Source organism: Bacillus cereus group sp. BfR-BA-01379 (assembly GCF_022663605.1).
GTDB lineage: Bacteria > Bacillota > Bacilli > Bacillales > Bacillaceae_G > Bacillus_A > Bacillus_A mobilis.
In genome coordinates this window covers 39,708-60,200 of the sequence record NZ_JAKUFT010000027.1, presented here as the reverse complement: position 1 = coordinate 60,200, position 20,493 = coordinate 39,708, and the positions used below count along the sequence as shown (strand labels likewise).

The following is a 20,493-nucleotide window of genomic DNA, read 5'->3' as shown; positions in this document are numbered from 1 at the left end:
ACAATTGCCACCAGAACCGCTATCGCCAGAACCGTTGCCACCAGAGCCATTGCCACCGGAACCATTGCCACCAGAACCGCTACCGCCAGAACCATTGCCACCGGAACCATTGCCACCAGAACCACTATCGTCCTGAGAACCGCTGTTTCCTGGTGGTTTATTATTATCTTTTGAGTTACCTTCTGCTAAATGATCGTTATTTTGTACAATTGCGTTTGTTGCTGGAGAGAAGTTTTCCGTTGCTGCATTACCGATATTTAAACCGCTAAAAAAAGATAAAGAGAGTGTTGATGCTAAAATGAAGATTTTCGTCATTGTTTTCCTCCTAAGAAATTAATATTCCATCTAAAATACATCCCTTTGTAATATTTCTTAGGAAAAAGAGTTTTATGCAAAAAAAACTATATATAGAAAAAGGTGGTGTATTTTTGAAGAGAGAAAAGAGTTAGTGTAAATTCTTTATAATAGTAGAGTGGTGGGAATTTTACACTCATTACAGTAGAGGAAGTGACAGCAGATGAAAGAATATATTGCATTTGATATTGGTGGTACACAAATTAAATATGGGATTGTTTCAGAAACAGGGACAGTACGAAAGCATAAAACAGTTCTAACAGAAATTCATTTGGGTGGGGAACAAATCATTCAAAAACTTATTCTTCTATCCAAACAATTAATGAATGAACATACGATTTCAGGAATTGGCATTAGTACTGCGGGAATTGTTAATATTCATAAAGGAGTTGTAATGGGAGGGGTAGAGCATATTCCGAACTACGCAACTATTCCTATTATTGATAGATTGCAAGAGGTATTACAAGTTCCTGTGTCCGTTGAAAATGATGTGAATTGTGCAGCTTTGGGTGAGAAGTGGAAAGGTATTGGAAACGGAAAAAGAAATTTTATTATGCTTACTCTTGGAACTGGTATTGGAGGAGCGATTTTTATAGATGGAGAGTTATACAGAGGACATTCTTTTAGTGCTGGTGAATGGGGAAATATGTTAATAGAAGGAAAGCCGTTTGAAGAGGTCGCTTCCATTTCAGGGTTAATTCGTCTTGTACGAAAATATAAAGGTGAAAGTGATTGGAATGGAAAAACGATTTTCGAACTGTACGATAAAGGAGATAGAGAAGTTACGCAAACGGTTGAGGTTTTCTTTAAACATTTAGCCATTGGAATTAGTAATCTTGCTTATATTTTCAATCCAGAAATGATTGTTATAGGTGGAGGGATTACTGATAGAGGAAACCAGTTCTTAAAAGAAGTAAAAGAAGAGATAGAAAAATATTTAAACAAAGAGATTTATAGTAATTGTGAGATTGAACTTGCACAAAACGGTAATTGCGCAGGAATGATTGGTGCTATTTACCACTTCTTACATCATCATAAGTAAGTTATATGAATGTTTTCATATAACTGAGAATTTATCCTTTTTATCACTAGGTAAATAATGCTACAATATAAGGGAAGAATACAATATTTTCCGCCTTGGAAAATGCTTTGTAGAAAGGAAGAAACTGCATGCCTATTATTTTAGAAAAAGGTCAAAAGATCGATTTAACGAAAGGACAACCAAAAGTAGCAAAACTACAGGTTGGCTTAGGCTGGGATCCAATTGGGCAATCAGGTGGGTTTCTGTCTTCATTATTTGGAAGTAAACCAAATGTAGATTGTGATGCATCTGTTGTTATGTTAGAAGGAGATCGCTTTTTAAACAAAAACGATTTAGTTTACTTCGGAAACAAGCTTTCTACTTGTGGTAGTATTATTCATTCAGGAGATAATTTAACAGGTGAAGGCGCTGGTGATGACGAAACAATTTTCGTAGAATTACATAAAGTTCCGAGCCGTATTAATCGTTTAGTATTCGTTGTAAATATTTATGACTGTGTAAATCGTCGTCAAGATTTCGGGATGATTCGTAATGCATATATTCGAATTCAAAACCCGCAAACTGGTGAAGAATTAGCACGCTATAATTTATCGGATAATTATGCTGGCAAAACGACTCTAATTGCAGGTGAAATGTATCGCCACGGAAGTGAATGGAAGTTTTCAGCTGTTGGAGAAGGCACACAAGATAAAAACTTAAGTGAGATTGTATCACGTTATCAATAAAATAAACCGAGGAGGAATTGAATATGGCATCAATTTCATTGAAAAAAGGACAAAAGGTAGACTTAACAAAAACAAATCCAGGTCTTTCAAAAGTTCTTGTAGGACTTGGTTGGGATACGAATCGTTATGACGGACAAAACGATTTCGATTTAGATGTTAGTATTTTCTTAGTAGGTGCTAACGGTAAAGTTTCAGGTGCAGAGGATTTCGTTTTCTATAATAACCCAAAAGGTGCGAATGGTGCTGTCGAGCATTTAGGAGATAACCGAACTGGTGAAGGTGAAGGCGATGACGAATCGATTAAAGTAGATTTGAAAAATGTACCTGCACATATTGAACGTATTTGTTTCACAATTACAATTTACGATGGAGAAGGACGTAGCCAAAACTTCGGACAAGTTTCTAACTCTTTCGTACGTATTTTAGATGAAGAAAAGAATGCGGAGCTAATTCGTTACGATTTAGGAGAAGATTTCTCTATTGAAACAGCTGTTGTAGTAGGGGAATTATACCGTCATGCAGGTGACTGGAAGTTCAATGCAATCGGAAGTGGATTCCAAGGTGGATTAGCTTCTCTATGTAACAATTTCGGTTTAGATGTAGAGTAATAGCTTCGTATATCCATCGGTGAAACAGATGTTTACTGGTGGATATATTTTTTAAGATTAAAATATAGAGGTGAATATAAATGGTTATTCAATTGCAAAAAGGACAGAAGATTGATTTAGGTAAGACAAGCCCAGGTTTAACAAAAGCGGTAATTGGTCTTGGATGGGATATTAAATCTTATGACGGTGGATCAGATTTCGATTTAGATGCATCAGCATTCCTATTAGATGCGAACGGGAAATGTACGAAGGAAACTGATTTTATTTTCTATAATAATTTACAGTCTCCTTGTGGATCTGTTTTGCATACAGGGGATAACCGTACAGGTGAAGGTGAAGGCGATGATGAGCAACTTGTTGTGGACTTAAAGAAAGTTCCGGCAGATGTGAACAGAATTGCTATTACAGTTACAATTTATGATGGAGAAGGCCGTAATCAAAACTTTGGACAAGTTGGAAACGCGTTCGTTCGTTTAGCGAATGAAGAAACGAATGAAGAAGTTCTTCGTTTTGATTTAGGGGAAGATTTCTCCATCGAAACAGCAGTTGTCTTTTGTGAATTATACCGTCATAATGGACAGTGGAAGTTTAATGCAGTAGGAAGCGGTTTCCAAGGTGGCTTAGGTGCGCTTGTAAGAGCGTATGGCTTGGATGCATAGAAAGGAAACGATATTCGTTTCCTTTTTTTGACCTTTCTATAAATCTAGCAAAGAATAGGGGATAAAGGTAAGATGAGTATTTTGCAAGGAATCCTTGATACGTATGCTCAGTTTTTCGACTTGGACATGTGGATTAGAGTGTTGCAAGATCCAGTATCTTGGGGATTAATAGGTACACTTGTTGTACTTGAAGGTTTGTTATCTGCTGATAATGCACTTGTATTAGCAGTAATGGTAAAACACCTTCCGGAAGAAAAACGTAAAAAGGCATTATTCTATGGACTTATTGGAGCTTATGTATTCCGATTTATTGCGATTGGAATTGGAATGTTCTTAATTAAATTAGCATGGGTAAAAGTGTTAGGTGCACTTTACTTAGCTTGGCTTTCAGTTAAATACTTCATTGATAAAAGAAAAGGTAATGCAGAAGAAGAGGAAGCTCATGGTATGAACCAAAATAGTATTCTCTTCAGAATGTTTGGTGTCTTCTGGGGAACAGTTGCGATGGTTGAATTAATGGATATCGCGTTCTCTGTAGATAGCGTACTTGCTGCATTTGGTGTATCAAATGAAGTTTGGATTCTATTATTAGGTGGAATGCTTGGTATTTTAATGATGCGCGGTATCGCTGGTGTATTCTTAAAATTGTTAGAGCGTATTCCAGAACTGGAAACGACAGCATATATTTTAATCTTAATTATTGCAGCAAAAATGTTACTGTCTGTTATTCATATTGAAATAAGTCATGCAGTGTTCTTTATTATTTTAGTTGTAGCATTTGGAGCAACATTTATACTTCACTACATGAAGAATTCTGGACAAGCTAAAGAAGAAGTTGCAGCGACTAAAAATAATCATAAATAATTGAAATGGGTTTGCTCGTTTTACGAGCGCCCATTTTTTATAACCAAAAATAGTTTATAATAGAAGAAAGACTTAGAAAAAACGTAAATGTTTTTGGAGGTGAACTGTTGTGTTTTCACGTTTTACACTTCAACCATATGGATTAAAAGATGAATCAGATTTAAAGCAATTTGAAACACTTTTAGAAAAACGCCCACAGTATGAACTGACAGAGAATGAGATGAAATTTAGTTATATAGCATGTAGAATCCTTGGTGTTCCTAATGATGTAGATGAATATTTTAATGAGTTATTTGATTATAGTGAAGCGAAAGGAATCGAAGTTTTACACGAAAAAAATTTAAACAAAGTGATTGATTCGGAAAAGCTTCGTCATATTCAAGAAGTGTTCGGATTACATCAAGAAGCACCAAATGGTCTGACAGTAAATAGGTTAGTGGCACACTTATCTGGGAAACAACTTTTACCGAAAGTAGACAATCCTGACTTACAGCATTATATACATACGTCGTTTATTTCTGTATTGAAATTATACGAGAAACAACATAACCAATCGTTAAAAACAGAAGGATTCCGTCGTTTCTTAATTGATATAATTAAATTAAGTGAAAATTACGTAGCGAAGTGGTTTTCTACGGTTAATTATAAGAAACAAATGCCACGTATCGTTTGGTACGGTGATGCGACGGAGAGCCGTATATATTTCTTATACTTCCTTATTATGCTCGGCTGCGATGTACTTTATTATCATCCAGAAGGAAAAGATGGATTTGAGAATGTTGATGAAGAGGGAAAAAGTTTTGTTGTGTCTCATCCAGGTCGTATTTCTCTTGAGCCATTTCCAGATCGCCGCCGCGAACGTGTTGCAACAGTAGCGTATCAAGCTTCAAAAGAAATTGAGCAAGTACTTCACCACGATAATTCACTGCTGTACAAGCCGTGGCAATTCCGTTCATATACGCCTGTAGCTCGTACGCTCAAAACAACGTATGATGAACTCTTTTTAATTACGAAAGAAAAGGCATTTGTACGCCCGACATTCTTTGTTGAGAATAAACACATATATATCCCTTCTTTATTTGCGAAAATATCAGGTGTTTCAAAAAATGATAAAGAGTATTTTCAGCGATTAAAGGCTGTTACATCATTTGATAACAGTTTATTAATTAATACATTCCCGTTTACGAAAGAACAAAAAGCAAATTTCCAATATCATTACCGAGATGCTTTAGACCGCGGGGGGAAATTACATCCAGATTTAATTATGAACAGTCATTGGTGGCCGCATAAACGATTGCCAGAAGGATTACAACATGGTATTGCAGAGGCGATCATTCATGCGTGCGAAAGTGAAATGTGTAAACCAATTGCAAAAGAGACGAAACAAGATGTAGCGCTATATGTTTTCGCACAACTTTCTCAAATACCACCGAACATTTTAGAACAGCTTGAGAAATTTGATTATTCACAAGATGTACCGAAAATTGTTATATTTAATAATGAGAAGAGCGGAGAATTAACTCGTTCTGATGCTGTTTTATTACTATTTTTAAATCAAATAGGAGTAGATGTATTCCACTTCAATCCAACGGGACGAAATGATATTGAACCGTATATTGATGCAGCAGCATTTGATTCACATTGGCTTGAAGAAGTTAATTTCGATCTTGAGTTTCATGGTTCATCAGCCTATAAAAATTTATCACAAACAATAAAAGGACTATTTCGTCCATTTTTATAAGGAAAGGGAGAATACCATATGAATAACCCAGTCGTACTAGATTCGAAAACAGAATTAAATGAGCAAACAGCACAAGATGTTCGCTTGCAACTTAGACAAGATGCAGATGTGCAACGTATTTATAATGCGGTAGATATTAAGGATCAGTTAGAATTAATTGAACTTGGAAAAGAACCTTCTATGGAAATTTCACGTTTTGCTGATCAAATTTTACATACAATGTCTTTATCAAAAATAGAAGACTCTGGAGAATTATTAAAACAGCTTGGTAAAATTATGGACAGATTCGATAGCAAAGACTTTGCGGAAGAGAAAAGTGGTTTCTTCTCACGTATGTTCAAAAAAGCGGATAAAATGATTGAACAAATTTTTAGCAAGTATCAAACGATGGGCCGCGAAATTGATAAAGTGTATGTGGAAATTACGAAGTATCAAGATGAAATGAAAAAATCAATTGGTACGTTAGACGGTTTATATGAGCAAAACTTAAAATATTATTTAGACTTAGAAAAATACGTAGTAGCAGGGGAAATGTTATTAGATCGTTTAAATACAGAGTTAGTTCCGATGTATGAAGAGCGTGTACGTAACAATGACCAATTAGCAGGTATTGAATTAGAATCACTGAAAAACTCTGTTGAAATTTTAGAGCAGCGTATTGATGATTTAGAAAAAGCACGTATGGTTGCGTTACTTACAGCACCACAAATTCGTATGATTCAACGTGGTAACAATAAATTAATCGGTAAAATCAATACAGCATTTATTACAACGATTCCTATCTTTAAAAATGGTATCATTCAAGCGGTAAATGCGAAGCGTCAAAAGCTAGTGGCAGATTCTATGGCTGAACTGGATCGCCGTACAAATGAATTACTTAAGAAGAATGCACAAAATATCGCAACGCAAAGTGTGGAAGTAGCGAGATTATCTGGTTCTTCTAGTATTAAGATGGAAACACTTGAGGAAACTTGGAACATTATTTCAAGAGGTATGCAAGAAACACAACAAATTGAAGAACAAAATAAACGTGAGCGTGAAGAAAGCCGCAAACGAATGGCTACGTTAACTGAGAACATTAAAAAAGAATTACAAGGATAAATTGAAACTTTAATCAGCGGGGACATCTCCCAAAAATAGTGAAATAAATGAAAAGGCAATGAGGAGCAGTCCTCATTGCCTTTTAGTTTCTCTTCACTAATTTAATGATCTCATTCACAACAAGTGGAATGATACTTAATAAGAGAACAAATCCCCAATCTCGCATCGTTAATGCATGCACACCGAATATATTTGCAAGAGGTGGGATGGAGATGATACAAACTTGCATAAGAACACCGATAAGAAGGGAGAAAACTAAATATTTATTTGTAAAGATCCCAATTGAAAAAATGGATTTCGTTCTCGAACGCAAGTTAAATGAATGAACGAGCTGAGAAAAACTAAGAACGACAAATGCCATCGTTTGAGCATGTAATAGAGCATCTTCATCAATTTTCTCTGGGAAAAGAGGGAATAAATTTGTATCACCGGTATAGAATTTTGCTCCGGCGATAAAGGCTGCCAGCGTTAAAAGTCCAATGACAGCTCCATTGAAAATAAGAAAAGGAACGCTACCACTAAATAAGCTTTCTTTCGCATGTCGTGGTTTTTCCTTCATCACGTCTGGATCTTCAGGATCAACCCCAAGTGATAATGCAGGCAGTGTATCTGTAATTAAATTAACCCACAAAATGTGAATAGGTCGTAGTGGTGTTGCCCAGCCGAGTAAAATGGCTAAAAATAAAGCAATAATTTCTCCGAAGTTACAAGAGAGTAGGAAGAGAATTGATTTTTTTATGTTCCGATAAATATTTCTACCTTCCTCAACAGCCTTCACGATAGATGAGAAGTTATCATCCGTTAAAACGACATCCGATGCTCCTTTTGCAACGTCTGTTCCCGTAATGCCCATCGCTACGCCAACATCTGCTTGCTTTAAAGACGGTGCATCATTGACGCCATCACCAGTCATAGAAACGATATTGCCTTTTGCACGTAATGCTTTTACGATCTTTACTTTATGTTCTGGAGAGACCCTAGCGAATACATGTAAGTGATCAATTTTGCTTGCTAGTTCTGTATCTGAAATGTTATCTAATTCAGTTCCAATCATAATTTCAGATATGTCTTCAGCAATGCCAAGTTCTTTGGCAATGGCGAAGGCGGTATCTTTATGGTCACCAGTAATCATAACTGTGCGAATACCGGCCTTTTTACATTCTGTAATTGAATCTTTTACTTCAGTTCGCGGTGGATCAATCATACCGACAAGACCAATAAAGATGAGGTTTTCTTCGAGATGACCTATATCCACATCGCTTGAATTGTATTGTTTAAATGCGAATGAAAGTACTCTTAAAGCCTCTTGAGACATTGACCCGGCAACTTCTAATATTTGAGTTTTATCAGCCTCTGTTAGACCCTCGATTTTACCGTTTTTAAATATGTGGGTACATCTAGGTAAAAGCTTATCGATAGCACCTTTCGTCATGCTATAGTAGCTTTCATCGTATGTATGCACGGTTGACATCATTTTACGATCGGAATCGAAAGGCATCTCGTTAACACGCTCATGTATCTTTTCTAAATGATCTTTTTGCATGTTAAAAGTGCTTCCCGCAACGAGAAGAGCGATTTCTGTAGGGTCCCCTGTTTGTGAGTCAGAACCGTAAGACGCATCGTTACATAGCACCATATTTTCTAACAATAGGCGTTGCGCATCGTTATTTACATTTAAATTTTCTAAGTGATTGTATGTGTTATCGCTATAAAAGTGAGTAACGGTCATTTTATTTTGTGTTAACGTACCTGTTTTATCTGAGCAAATAATTGTGACAGAACCAAGAGCTTCAACAGCTGGTAGTTTCCGAATGATAACATTTTGTTTAATCATGCGCTGTACACCAATTGCAAGAACGATGGAAACGATAGCTGGCAACCCTTCTGGAATAGCTGCAACGGCTAAACTAATAGCAGTCATAAACATTTCTAACGTATCCCGGCCTTGTAAAAAGCCGATGAGAAACATAACGATACAAATAGCTACAGCGACAAAGCCTAAATACTTTCCGACTTGTGCCAAGCTTTTTTGAAGTGGTGTCATATCATCGTCTGCTTCATGTAAAAGGGTAGCAATCTTACCAATTTGTGAGTTCATGCCAGTTTCAACAGCAACACCGACGCCTCGGCCATATGTTACAAGAGTAGACATAAAGGCCATGTTTTTTTGATCGCCTAATGGTACTTGCTCATCACTTTGCATGGAAGGGTGGGAGATTGCATCTTTATCAACAGGGACGGATTCACCAGTTAGAGCAGATTCTTCAACTTTTAAATTTGCGGTTTCGATAAGTCGTAAATCACATGGGATATATCGGCCAGCGTCGAGCATAACGATATCACCGGGAACGACGTGCTCAGATGGAATTTCTTTTAGTTCACCATTTCGCTTGACGATTGCTTTAGGTGTCGCCATCTTTTTCAATGCCTCTAAAGCTTGTTCTGCTTTTGATTCTTGGACGACACCAATAACAGCGTTTAAAACCACAACGAGCGCGATAATACTTGCATCAGCCCATTCACCTACAAAGGCTGAAATAAGAGCAGCAATAATAAGGACATATACGAGGACATCATTAATTTGGGCGAAAATCCGCTGCCATAACGTGCGTTTTTGTTTTGTAGCTAATTCATTAGAGCCGTATTGCTTTAAACGTTCATTTACGATTTCATCTGTTAAACCGTGTTGTTCGTTTGTTTCTAGATCAATTAACGTTTGATCTTTCGTCTTACTGTACCAATTGCTCATAAGTAAGCACCTCCAGTAAAAACAGTTAGCAATGGTAGTGTTGCTATTATTTGTGAGTAGTATGTATCGAGAAAAAATCTAAGGTGAGGTTCTACTTCCATTGTACAATATTTTACAGTTTGTTGAGGGAAAGAGAAGAGTTGTCATGAATTTGTTGGAAATAAAAAAGAGCCTCATAAGTGAGGCTTCTTACTTTTTAATTAATGTACCTAATTCTTCTGTAATAGCTTGCATTTCACTAATGCTGAATGTTTCACGTTTCATAACATGATCATAAATGTCACGTAAGTCTTCGTACATTTCTTCATTAAAGCTAGCAGCTCTCATCGCTCCAGCATTAACCATACGTAATTTTTCTTTAATAGCTTCGACCATATATTCAACGTTTTCTTCTGACTTTACGGATAAATCCACCGAAGTGTCCCCCTTTAAAATAACATAAGGCTATCTTAACATTTTTTATCATTTTCGTTAATGAATCTTTTCAATCCTATTAAATTAGTAGGGATTTCCTTTATATTTAATAATTGGTTGTTTATACTATAAGTATATATTAAGAAATGCACCAAGAAGGGAAGAAACAAAAATATGGTTCAAGTATTGTTTGTTTGTCTTGGGAACATTTGCCGTTCTCCGATGGCAGAAGCAATTTTTCGAGATCTTGTCGTAAAAGAGGGACTCGAAGAGAAAATTGTCATTGATTCTGCAGGAACTGGAGATTGGCATGTTGGCCATCCGCCACATAAAGGAACACAAAAAATTTTAAAAGAAAATGCAGTCACTTTTGAAGGAATTAAAGCAAGGCAAGTAGAAAAAGAAGACTTAACAAAGTTTGATTATATTATTGCCATGGACAACAAGAATATAGCAGATTTAAAAAGTTTAGGTAAAACTGGAGGCTATATTGGTAGACTGTCCGATTTTGTTCCAGACGGTGGCTGGACAGACGTTCCCGACCCTTACTATACAGGGAATTTCCAAGAAGTATATGACCTTGTAACAGAAGGGTGTGCAAAGCTATTAGCTTTCATTCGAAATGAACAAGGAATATGAGGAAGCTTAGAAAGAAATACTTTCTAACATAAGAAATGAAAGGGTGAAGGAATATGGCAAAGAAAAATAATATTGCTCGAAACATTGCGATTGGTGTAGCTGCAGGTGTAGCTGTATCTATGTTGAAGAAGGAAAACCGTGAAAAAGTAAAAAATACTGCGGAAAAAGCAAAAACAAAGATGATTGAAATCGGCGAAAATGCAAAAATCAAAGAAAAAGTGCAAACTGTTACAGATAAAGGGCGCGAACTCGCTGACTTCAATGTAGTAAAAGCGAAAGTAGCAGAAATTAAAAAATTGACGCCGTCTGTTGTAGAGACGTTAAAAGAAACGAAAGAAATTTTTAGTAAGAAAAAGGTTGAGCCAGCAGAGAAGCCAGAAACGATTGAAATTCAAGCTGTATCTACAAAGGTAGATGAGCTGAAAGCAGAGGAAGAGCCAGTAGTTGCTGAAGATGGCGGTATGAAGGAAGCGCGTGAATTATTTATGAAAGACTCAAGTGCAGAGGAAAAAAAAACTGAAGCGTACATTGAGTTAAAGCAAGATAAAGAAGAGAAGAAAAGCGTTTAAACATATATGAGAAAAATTTTAGAAAAGGTGAGGAGACATCGTACTTATTCGTTTGGTAAAGACTTGTATGACCGAACGATGCGCGATGATGTAGCGGGCTTGGCAGCACAGCTCGCTTATTTCTTCTTGCTTGCGATTTTTCCTGGGCTTGTTTTCTTAATTACGCTTCTTGGATTCATTGACCTTCAAACAGAAAGTGTGCTCAATTTATTAGAACCGTACGTACCCGAAGATGCAATGGCCTTAATCGAAGTAAACGTTGATAAAGTTGTAAATGAGCAAAATGGTGGTTTATTATCATTTGGTTTATTATCGATGTTATGGTTTGCTTCAAACGGGGTAAATGCGGTTATGAATGCTTTTAACCGCGCGTATGATGTAACAGAAACACGTTCTTTTATTAAAACGAGAGCTTTATCAATTGTGTTTACGTTAGCAATCATTTTTATGATTGTGTTTGCGCTAATTGTTCCAGTGTTTGGACAAGTGATTGGGGCAGCGGTATTTAAAGCAATTGGTTTATCGGATAGTTTTTCTTACGTGTGGAGTATTACGCGGTTAGTAGCGAGTTTCTTTGTTTTATTCGCATTGTTTAGTTTTTTATATACATTTGCACCAGATCGAAAGTTAAAAAGAAGAGAAGTCATTTCAGGAGCAACATTTGCTACTGTAGGATGGATTGTGGTATCGTACTCATTTGCTTATTATGTAGATAAATTTGCGAATTACGCCAATACATACGGTGGTCTCGGTGGTATTATTATTTTAATGTTATGGTTTTACTTAACTGGATGGGTAATTTTACTTGGCGGTGAAATTAATGGTTTACTCCATCATTATAGAACGGGTGACAATAATTCCCGTAATGAAAAGTGAGCTCTTGTTCCATAATAAAAGGGAACAGGGGGGATATTTCATGAGTAATAATAAAAAGAACCACAACAACAAAAATAACAATAAACAAAAGAGCAGTTCGCATCCAAAGCATAAAACGAGTAGTAGTGCGAACGGGCATAATAGCTACCATTAAAAAAACGGGTCCTCTATGAGGGACCCGTTTTTATCCCGCTTTAATGGGCAGTAAGCCCCCCACCTCAAAATTCAGCGAAAGCAAAGAAGTTAGGTGGGGGATCAACTGCCCATAAAAGTCCGATTGGTTCAACTAATAATCAGTGGGGGATGAAGAAAAACCCCCACTGATTAAAGTTTCACTTTATTTGTTTCCTTTTAATAATCGTAAGCCATTCAAAATGACAAGAATCGTACTTCCTTCATGCCCAATAACACCGAATGGAAGGGCTAAAAATTGCAAGAAGTTTGAACAAATCAGCATTGCAATTACAACTAGTGAAAAGATTACGTTTTGCTTTACAATACGGTTCATACGTTTTGACAAGCGGATTGCTTGGGAAAGTCGAGATAATTCGTTTTTCATAAGTACAACGTCTGCAGTTTCTAAAGCTACGTCCGTTCCTTCACCCATTGCTACACCAATGCTCGCGGTAGCGAGTGCAGGGGCATCATTAATACCATCGCCGACCATTGCTACTGTCCCATATTTTTCTTTTAGCTTCTTAATCGTTTCAACTTTTGTTTCTGGTAAACATGATGCGTAATATTCCTTTATATTACTTTCAGAGGCAATTGCTTTTGCCGTTTCTTCATTATCACCAGTAATCATAATTGCTTCGACACCAATGCTTTGTAATTCGCGAATAGCAGCTATTGTTTCTTGGCGAAGTGTATCTTTTAAAGCGATAAGTCCAAGAATACCTTCTTCATCACTAATATAAACGACAGTTTTACCTTCTTTTTCAAGTGAGGCAGAAATACCACTATGAAATGTCTTTGTTTCTTCACCGATAAAATCAGCTTTACCTATTTTATAAGCTTTGTTTTCGAATATACCTTTTAGCCCGAAACCAGTTACATCTTCAACATTTTCTGGTTTTTTTATTGCAATGTTATACGTATGTTGTGCATATTTAACAATAGATTCAGCTAAAGGATGTGTAGAGTGACTTTCAATTGCTGCTGTAATAGAAAGTACTTCTTTTTCTGTCATATTTTCTCGAACATATACATCTGTTACGGTAGGTTTTCCTTGTGTTAATGTTCCTGTTTTATCAAAAGCGATTGCTTTTACTGAAGCGAGGCGTTCTAAATGTATGCCACCTTTAAAGAGAATTCCATTTCTTGCTCCGTTAGAAATTGCAGATAACGTTGCTGGTGTAATGGCAGCAACGAGTGCACAAGGAGATGCGACTACAAGTAAGATCATAGCGCGATAAAATGTTTCATTCCAGCTCCAGTCCAGTAAGAAATGAGGAACGAACATCATAAGTGCAACAACGAGTAGTACACCTTTTACGTATGTCCCTTCAAACTTTTCGATGAATAGTTGTGATGGTGATTTTTCACTTTGTGCACTTTGGACAAGACGGATAATCTTTTGGAATAATGTTTGATCGCTCGGCTTCGTAATTTTCACTTCGATAGCACCACGTAAATTTACAGTACCGGCAAATACTTCATCACCGAATTTTTTTTCATTCGGAATAGGTTCTCCTGTAATAGCAGCTTCATCGATATTTGTTTCACCGTTATGAATTGTGCCGTCAGCAGGAACACGCTCACCTGGTTTAATTAAAATAATGTCGTTAATTTGTAATCGTCCTACAGGAACACGTTCCTCGGTTCCATTTGAAATACGTAATGCTTCTTCAGGTTGTAAATCAAGAAGCGCTGAAATTTCTTTTTGACTTTTACTTAATGTATAAGATTCCATCGCACCGCTCAGTGCAAAGATAAAGATTAAAATCGCGCCTTCTGCCCAGTAGCCAATGATAGCAGCACCGATAGCAGCAAAGAGCATGAGCATTTCGACATTTAGCTCTTTCTCTTCAATTGTATCTTCAATACCTTCTTTCGCTTTTGCATATCCACCAACTATATAAGCAAGGATATAGCAAGTAATGCCTACATTCATTGCATCGTTCTTTGTGAATAACCAACCAGCTAAAATGAAAATACCAGATGCGATTGCAAAGATAAGTTCATAATGTTTCTTTAATGTATCCCATAAAGAGGGATGAGAAATAGACTTTTGTACTTGTAATGTTTTTACTTCTGAGTTCATTACTACTCGCTCCTTCCAAATTCTTATTGAGAAAAAGAATCAAAATCGAAACCCCTATAAAACGACGAAAGCTGCCATCCATAATGGATAGCAGCATTTCTGTTGAATCTGATTTTAATAGTTATTATGTTGTAATTATTCTATAGTATAGCATATGTTTTCGTTAGATGATATGTTTTTGTTTGCGTATAAACTGAAAACTTGTGTTTTCACACTTCCTTTGGTATATATGAATATTGTTCATAAAAAGATCGGAAAGGAAGACAACAAGTGAAGACAGAGAAATTTTTTACCCATCCGATTGGCGTACTGATTGCTGCAATAGTAGCGACTTTTTTATGGGGGAGCGCATTCCCTTTTATTAAATTAAGTTATGCTGAACTTGGAATTCAGCCACAAGAAGTTGGGGAGCAAATATTATTTGCTGGTTATCGTTTCTTTTTATCTGGAGTCATGCTCTTATTATTCTTTAAAGTGTTAGGAAAAGATATGAGCTTCAAAAAAGGAACGGGGAAGCAGTTAGTACAAATTGGTTTATTTCAAACATTTCTTCAATATATATGTTTTTATATTGGAATGAGTTATAGTTCTGGCATTGAAGGAGCTATCATTTCAGGAACATCATCATTCTTTCAAATTTTACTCGCTCACTTTTTATATAAAGATGACGCTCTCAATATGAGAAAAATAATTGGGGTCTCTATCGGCTTTTGTGGTGTTATTTTAGTAAATGTACCGAGTGATGGTAGTTTGTCATTCCATTTCGGAATCGGTAGCTTATTGCTTCTTAGTGCAGCAATGTTGTATTCATATGGAAACATATTGGCGAAAGAAGGTAGCAAAACATTAGATGTTGGCTATATGACAGCATACCAAATGATTTTTGGTTCTATCGGGCTATTATGTATAGGGGCGTTGCAAGTTGGAGTCATGCCATTTACATTTAGTGTACATGCAATACTTATGCTTATCTACTTATCTTTCTTATCAGCAGCAGGCTTTTGTATTTGGAATACAATTATGAAGTACAACAAAGTTGGAAAAGTATCAATGTACATGTTCTTTATACCCGTATTTGGTGTGTTATTATCGAGCATGATTTTAGGAGAAGCAATTCATTCATTTGTATTATTCGGTTTAGCATGTGTAGCCGCGGGAATTATCGTGGTGAATCGTACGCCAGCTAAGCAGAAAATAGAGCAAGAAAAACAAGTAGCATAAATAACAAGAAAACGATTACAATGGAAGAACAGTACTGTTCTTCTTTTTTTATATAGAAAAAGGATAATAGACTAGGTATAACGAAAAAAGATACAAAAAGCATTTATTGAGGAGAACATGTTATGAATTTACTTTACATGGTGTTAATTGGACAAATCATTCTTTTTTTAATTGGTGCAATGTACGCAATAGGACAGACAAAAAAGACAAGAAATAATATGCCGCTACCTTTAGCGGTACGTCTTATTCTTAGTTTTTCTTTAACAGCAAGTGCAATTTGGATATGGTTACAAGATCCATCAGTAGAGTATAGTACGTGGGTTGCACTAGGTATGACGTTATCAACTGTAGGAGATTTATTTATGGCAGGTTTGATTCCAATTGGTCACAGGTTAATTGGAGGGATGATTACTTTCGCGCTTGCACATTGTTTTTATGTAAAAGCATTTTTGCAAACAGGCATCTCATGGAATGGTTTTTGGATTGGTTTACTCGTATACGGACTCTTTCTCATTATAGGATGGTTCTTCTTTATCCGAAATGAGAAACAAGATAAATTGTTTACGATAGGAGCTCTAATTTACGGACTGTGGGTTGGAGGAATGGCTTGCTTTGCATTCGCCTTATACTATGAAAATACAGGAATATGGTGGATACCGGCTTTTGGCGGTTTACTATTTGTGATTTCTGATTTTATTATAGGCGTGACAGATATTGGAGGGCGCAAATTAAAGTATGAACCACTTTGGATTTGGTTTACATATGTAGCGGCTCAAATGTGTATTGTATATGTGGGAATATAAAAAGATACGCTCAAAATAGTAGATAGACTATTTTGAGCGTATCTTTTTTACTATTTTACTTCAGCCGATTTTTGAGATGGAGTTTTACTGCCGACAAATAGTGAGATAAATATAAATTATGTAAAATAAGAAGTTTATGGTAGTTATTCCAAGTTTACAATATTATGATTTTACAATTCAGAATTTTGTGGAAATTAAGTGGTTGAAGTCCTTATAATAAAAGTAAAAAGATGATGAGATGGTGGAATGATGCAAAAGAAAAAACGTTGGCGTGAATTCTTTGGAACAATTGCAATTGCATGTTTGTTGGTGCTTTTGGCAAAAATCTTTTTGTTTTTTCCTACGACTGTAAAAGGAGCGTCCATGAAGCCAACGTTACAAGATGGGGATAAGGTGATTGTTAATAAGTTGGCAAAGCAATTTGAAAGTTATGGGCGAGAAGATATTATTGTTGTGAAGACAGATAATTTTTATGTGAAAAGGGTTATTGGTTTGCCTGGTGATGTCATTGAGGTGAGAAATGATCAATTATATGTGAATCATGAAGTGATACAAGAAGCGTATTTGTATAGTAATAAAAAACAAGCTGAAAAAAAACTTATGAATTTAACAGAGGACTTTGGACCGATTACAATTCCTAAAAATAAGATTTTTGTTATGGGAGATAATCGCTTAATAAGCAGAGATAGTAGAAATGGTTTAGGACTTATTGATAAAGCGGATGTATTAGGAGAATTAGCGGCAATTTATTACCCATTTGAACATATGAAAATAATGAATTAAAGTAAAAAACCAAGCAAATTTCATTTGCTTGGTTTTTTATCCCGCTTTAATGGGCAGTAAGACCCCCACCTCAAAATTCAGCGAAAGCAAGGAAGTTAGGTGGGGGATCAACTGCCCATAAAAGTCCGATTGGTTCAACTAATAATCAGTGGCGGATGAAGCCCCCCCACTGATTAAAGTTTCACTTTATGTTAAATCGTAGGAGACTCATTAAATTCATAGACATCTTCATTGTTTTTGTTCGTACTTAAAACGAATTTGTGCTGCAATAGTTGCAGTTTAAAGAATGCTAACGGATCGTGATAAGTTTCTGGGTTGCTTCTTAACGTTGCTAATGTTTGCTCGTCTTCCTGTATTTCAAGTTGAGCGGATTCTACATTTTGTTTCAGTATGCTAAGTGGATCTTTAAAGAACATCATGATATCTCGTTCTAATGCGCCTTCAAATACTTCAAATTGAAGGAAGAATTGTTTTGAGATTGTTTGAGCAATTTCCGTATAATCTTCCGTTTCAATGTATTGTTTATATTTGTTTGCGAGCATAGATTGATTTTTTTGCATGTTACCAAATAGTTTTCCCGCACTCTTTAAGAAAAATTGTGTTGGTGTAAAGCGTAATAAAATATTGATGTTCGATACTGTAATTCGGTTTGTCATACGTACAACATCCCGGTGCCAGTCATCTAGTAATTTAAAATCGCAAGGAAGTTTCATACGTTCTTCTTTATATAATTTATTAAACGTTTCACTCATTTCATCTAAATAAGATTGAGCTTGAATAAATTCATTATGCGCTGTTTCAATCCACTCTTGAATAAATCCAGTAAATTTAGGAAGAAGCACTTGCTGTACATGTTTTTGAATGCGTTCGTTCATTGCAGCATTTAATTCTTCATGAACTAATTTGAAATCACTATCTTCTTGAACAAGGTCAGAACAGCTCTGTAATAATTCAGGAATTTGAGAATGGATATCTCGTGTGATTTCTTCTTTCGTTAAAAGATAAGATTCTGTAATAGAACGAATTTTATCTTTTTCAAGAGCAGTAAGATTGTTAATAAATCCGTTTAGTTTTACTGAGATATGTTTATTCCAGCGTACTGATTTCACTAATGTATTTTCTAATTCCACACGTTCATTTATAAGGTATGCGATTGTTTTTTGCGTAAACCATATTAGTTTTTTTACACGTTCTTGTTCTATGTCGCGTTCTGCTAGATTAGAAAGAATAGACTCTGTCACGTCTCCAAGTTGCTGGCTACTCTCTTGTGACGGAGAGTATGGGAAGAACTTTGCATTCGGGAAGTGGACTTTAATCTTACTCATTAGTTTTTCATTATTGGCCGCACTATTTGTGTGTAATACGAAATGAATTTGTAAGTTTGGCACTTGTTCACGTAAATAAAGTAATGTATCAAGCTCTTCACCATGCAATGGTGAAGCAGAATTTAATACGTAAATAAGGCTATCTGCTGCTTGTAAGTATTCAAAATGTGAGCTGTTTTTATCAACTTGCCCTTGAACAGATGGCGTAACAAGGAATGCAAATTTATTCTTTCTCAAAAATCTACTTGGTAACTTAATTTCTATACACTTCTTCTCAAGTTCTGACTCGGAATCGGAAGGTGTAGCCATTATTTGATGGAATTCATCAAAGTTCGGTATATTGTGTACATCTAACGCAGTGAATTCTGTTATTTCAGTTTGGCTATCATCTTTAAATAGAATAGGAGTTGTTACAGTCTCAGTTAAGATGTTCTCTCCTAATATTGAATTGATGAATGATGATTTATCATGGTCACTAGTTCCCGCTATTAGTAATTGTGTAACATTTAAATCACACAGTTCATGAACGAGTAACGTAAATTGATGACTTAAATCCACATCATTTTTTTCAGCCCATACAGCAATTGTTTCGAATAAATGAGAAACGGTTTCCATATCTACATTTGTTTCAGCTGTTGAATTAGAGAGTAGGGCTCCTGCACTTTTTACGAGTAATGACTCTAAAGTTGTAGGTGAAACTTCATTCCATGCTAACACTGCAGCAGAGACAAATAGGGCATCTTTTGCTTTCGTTAAACTAAACCAATTTGTTAATAAATCTGGTACAAGTCCCTGCATTTCATGCATGAAATGTTCACCAGTAATTAATTCAAAGTACGTATCTTGGTAGCGTTCAATAATTTCATGCCAATCGTCATTGTTGTCTGTTTCGATATGTAAGAATAAATGATTTATTGTTTGAATCCAAGGTAGATGCAAGTTCTCATTTTGATAGCTGTTCCAAAGAGCAATAACAAGTTCTTTAAATTGGACTTGATCAATTGCATATAAAGCTTTTAAAGATTCATAGAAATATTCTGGTTTGATTTGTTTCGTAAATCCTTGATTCACATAATTGATTAAAGTATCGAACCAGTGTAATGATTGTGTTCGAATTCCTTCTTGAACGGCAAGTTCGATGGCGTTATTCCAATCTTCTTGTTTTTCATAGAATGAGCGAGCGATTGCAGTAATATTTGGATAGTCAGGTTGAAATGCAACAGCCTCGCTAATCGTCTTAAATGCTAGACCTAAACGATCTTGTTCGATGTAAAGAGAAAGAAGTTGTAAGGAAACTTCCATTGTAAGAGTTGTATCTTCCGTTTGGATAGATTGATATATTTCTTCTGCTTTTGGCAAGAATCCTAGTTCAAAATAAGAATCTGCAATATTTTTGGTTGCCCAAAGTGCAAGTTCGTTATTTACTTTCTCCCATTTAAATATTGCGGCTTCGAAGTCTTTATTTTGGTAATAAAATTCACCTTGAGCAAAGCGGATATTAGAAATGTTGGAGAATTCGTTTGTAGATTCATTTATATATGCTTCACCGAGTACTTCCGATACTGGAGTAGAAGTTTCTTCTGTTAAAAATGTTTTATAGTAAACCTTTTGGATAAATTGATTTTCAATGGTCATGTTCGTTCCCCCTGTATAATTTAGAAAAATGATGTTGTATGTAAAGGGTGCATGTTCTTTTTATAGGTAGAAGTTGCATTATATCGACCAAACTACGTTTTTGCTAGATATATCATTTTTCC

At 35.8% G+C, this 20,493-nt stretch carries 17 protein-coding genes and 1 pseudogene; 13 read left to right on the top strand and 5 right to left on the bottom strand.

The features are described 5' to 3' along the window. Positions 1 to 315: pseudogene (locus tag MR113_RS12770) on the bottom strand (cell wall anchor protein); the annotation flags it as partial. Between the two features lie 202 nt (positions 316 to 517). On the opposite strand from MR113_RS12770, the gene MR113_RS12765 reads away from it, so the two are divergent. The 7 genes from MR113_RS12765 (at position 518) to MR113_RS12735 (ending at position 7,094) form a co-directional block, all read left to right on the top strand. Next, positions 518 to 1,396: an ROK family protein gene (locus MR113_RS12765; protein ID WP_242254615.1), complete on the top strand. Its 879-nt coding sequence runs from the start codon at positions 518 to 520 to the stop codon at positions 1,394 to 1,396. A gap of 128 nt (positions 1,397 to 1,524) precedes the next feature. Next, positions 1,525 to 2,121 carry a TerD family protein gene (locus MR113_RS12760; protein WP_001121586.1) on the top strand — a complete coding sequence of 199 codons (597 nt, stop codon included), beginning with the start codon at positions 1,525 to 1,527 and terminating at the stop codon, positions 2,119 to 2,121. Between the two features lie 23 nt (positions 2,122 to 2,144). Further along, entirely contained in the window at positions 2,145 to 2,729 is a 585-nt protein-coding gene (locus MR113_RS12755) for a TerD family protein (protein ID WP_000146729.1), read from the top strand. Between the two features lie 80 nt (positions 2,730 to 2,809). Further along, positions 2,810 to 3,388: a TerD family protein gene (locus MR113_RS12750; RefSeq protein ID WP_073518147.1), complete on the top strand. Its 579-nt coding sequence runs from the start codon at positions 2,810 to 2,812 to the stop codon at positions 3,386 to 3,388. 72 nt (positions 3,389 to 3,460) lie between these two features. Beyond that, positions 3,461 to 4,252, top strand: coding sequence for a TerC family protein (locus MR113_RS12745; RefSeq protein WP_242254613.1), 792 nt, complete (start codon positions 3,461 to 3,463; stop codon positions 4,250 to 4,252). A 109-nt stretch (positions 4,253 to 4,361) separates the two neighbouring features. Continuing rightward, entirely contained in the window at positions 4,362 to 5,993 is a 1,632-nt protein-coding gene (locus MR113_RS12740; RefSeq protein WP_242254611.1) for a YceG family protein, read from the top strand. An 18-nt stretch (positions 5,994 to 6,011) separates the two neighbouring features. Continuing rightward, positions 6,012 to 7,094 (top strand): toxic anion resistance protein, encoded by a 1,083-nt coding sequence (locus MR113_RS12735; protein WP_001064411.1) that lies wholly within the window; start codon positions 6,012 to 6,014, stop codon positions 7,092 to 7,094. Between the two features lie 82 nt (positions 7,095 to 7,176). Here the strand turns inward: MR113_RS12735 and MR113_RS12730 are convergent, their stop codons facing one another. Continuing rightward, positions 7,177 to 9,843 (bottom strand): cation-translocating P-type ATPase, encoded by a 2,667-nt coding sequence (locus tag MR113_RS12730; RefSeq protein WP_242254608.1) that lies wholly within the window; start codon positions 9,841 to 9,843, stop codon positions 7,177 to 7,179. 189 nt (positions 9,844 to 10,032) lie between these two features. Next, positions 10,033 to 10,257, bottom strand: coding sequence for a DUF1128 domain-containing protein (locus MR113_RS12725; RefSeq protein ID WP_000366196.1), 225 nt, complete (start codon positions 10,255 to 10,257; stop codon positions 10,033 to 10,035). A 174-nt stretch (positions 10,258 to 10,431) separates the two neighbouring features. Here MR113_RS12725 and MR113_RS12720 point away from each other — a divergent pair, with 174 nt between their 5' ends. From MR113_RS12720 to MR113_RS12710, 3 genes are read left to right on the top strand one after another with little or no spacing between them, the layout of a single operon-like run. Beyond that, the gene (locus tag MR113_RS12720) at positions 10,432 to 10,896 is read left to right on the top strand and encodes a low molecular weight protein-tyrosine-phosphatase (protein WP_000250910.1); all 465 of its coding nucleotides are present in this window, start codon (positions 10,432 to 10,434) and stop codon (positions 10,894 to 10,896) included. 53 nt (positions 10,897 to 10,949) lie between these two features. Further along, positions 10,950 to 11,465: a DUF4075 domain-containing protein gene (locus MR113_RS12715; protein ID WP_242254606.1), complete on the top strand. Its 516-nt coding sequence runs from the start codon at positions 10,950 to 10,952 to the stop codon at positions 11,463 to 11,465. Positions 11,466 to 11,471: 6 nt separating this feature from the next. Beyond that, positions 11,472 to 12,341, top strand: a complete 870-nt coding sequence (locus MR113_RS12710) for a YihY/virulence factor BrkB family protein (protein ID WP_242254604.1) — start codon at positions 11,472 to 11,474, stop codon at positions 12,339 to 12,341. A gap of 337 nt (positions 12,342 to 12,678) precedes the next feature. Here the strand turns inward: MR113_RS12710 and MR113_RS12705 are convergent, their stop codons facing one another. Further along, complete coding sequence (locus MR113_RS12705; RefSeq protein ID WP_242254603.1) at positions 12,679 to 14,604, bottom strand: heavy metal translocating P-type ATPase; 1,926 nt, start codon at positions 14,602 to 14,604, stop codon at positions 12,679 to 12,681. Between the two features lie 270 nt (positions 14,605 to 14,874). Between MR113_RS12705 and MR113_RS12700 the strand changes: the two genes are divergently transcribed. The 3 genes from MR113_RS12700 (at position 14,875) to lepB (ending at position 17,411) form a co-directional block, all read left to right on the top strand. After that, the gene (locus MR113_RS12700; RefSeq protein ID WP_242254602.1) at positions 14,875 to 15,825 is read left to right on the top strand and encodes a DMT family transporter; all 951 of its coding nucleotides are present in this window, start codon (positions 14,875 to 14,877) and stop codon (positions 15,823 to 15,825) included. 122 nt (positions 15,826 to 15,947) lie between these two features. Then, complete coding sequence (locus MR113_RS12695) at positions 15,948 to 16,628, top strand: lysoplasmalogenase (protein WP_242254601.1); 681 nt, start codon at positions 15,948 to 15,950, stop codon at positions 16,626 to 16,628. A gap of 246 nt (positions 16,629 to 16,874) precedes the next feature. After that, positions 16,875 to 17,411, top strand: a complete 537-nt coding sequence (gene lepB, locus MR113_RS12690) for a signal peptidase I (protein ID WP_242254600.1) — start codon at positions 16,875 to 16,877, stop codon at positions 17,409 to 17,411. 191 nt (positions 17,412 to 17,602) lie between these two features. Here the strand turns inward: lepB and MR113_RS12685 are convergent, their stop codons facing one another. Beyond that, entirely contained in the window at positions 17,603 to 20,371 is a 2,769-nt protein-coding gene (locus MR113_RS12685; protein ID WP_242254599.1) for a tetratricopeptide repeat protein, read from the bottom strand. Between the last annotated feature and the right edge of the window lie 122 nt (positions 20,372 to 20,493).

Bases quoted from the DNA above. Each gene is read 5' to 3' on its own strand.
- MR113_RS12765 (WP_242254615.1), top strand. From the start codon at position 518: ATGAAAGAATATATTGCATTTGATATTGGTGGTACACAAATTAAATAT.
- MR113_RS12760 (WP_001121586.1), top strand. From the start codon at position 1,525: ATGCCTATTATTTTAGAAAAAGGTCAAAAGATCGATTTAACGAAAGGA.
- MR113_RS12755 (WP_000146729.1), top strand. From the start codon at position 2,145: ATGGCATCAATTTCATTGAAAAAAGGACAAAAGGTAGACTTAACAAAA.
- MR113_RS12750 (WP_073518147.1), top strand. From the start codon at position 2,810: ATGGTTATTCAATTGCAAAAAGGACAGAAGATTGATTTAGGTAAGACA.
- MR113_RS12745 (WP_242254613.1), top strand. From the start codon at position 3,461: ATGAGTATTTTGCAAGGAATCCTTGATACGTATGCTCAGTTTTTCGAC.
- MR113_RS12735 (WP_001064411.1), top strand. From the start codon at position 6,012: ATGAATAACCCAGTCGTACTAGATTCGAAAACAGAATTAAATGAGCAA.
- MR113_RS12730 (WP_242254608.1), bottom strand. From the start codon at position 9,843: ATGAGCAATTGGTACAGTAAGACGAAAGATCAAACGTTAATTGATCTA.
- MR113_RS12720 (WP_000250910.1), top strand. From the start codon at position 10,432: ATGGTTCAAGTATTGTTTGTTTGTCTTGGGAACATTTGCCGTTCTCCG.
- MR113_RS12715 (WP_242254606.1), top strand. From the start codon at position 10,950: ATGGCAAAGAAAAATAATATTGCTCGAAACATTGCGATTGGTGTAGCT.
- MR113_RS12710 (WP_242254604.1), top strand. From the start codon at position 11,472: ATGAGAAAAATTTTAGAAAAGGTGAGGAGACATCGTACTTATTCGTTT.
- MR113_RS12705 (WP_242254603.1), bottom strand. From the start codon at position 14,604: ATGAACTCAGAAGTAAAAACATTACAAGTACAAAAGTCTATTTCTCAT.
- MR113_RS12695 (WP_242254601.1), top strand. From the start codon at position 15,948: ATGAATTTACTTTACATGGTGTTAATTGGACAAATCATTCTTTTTTTA.
- lepB (WP_242254600.1), top strand. From the start codon at position 16,875: ATGATGCAAAAGAAAAAACGTTGGCGTGAATTCTTTGGAACAATTGCA.
- MR113_RS12685 (WP_242254599.1), bottom strand. From the start codon at position 20,371: ATGACCATTGAAAATCAATTTATCCAAAAGGTTTACTATAAAACATTT.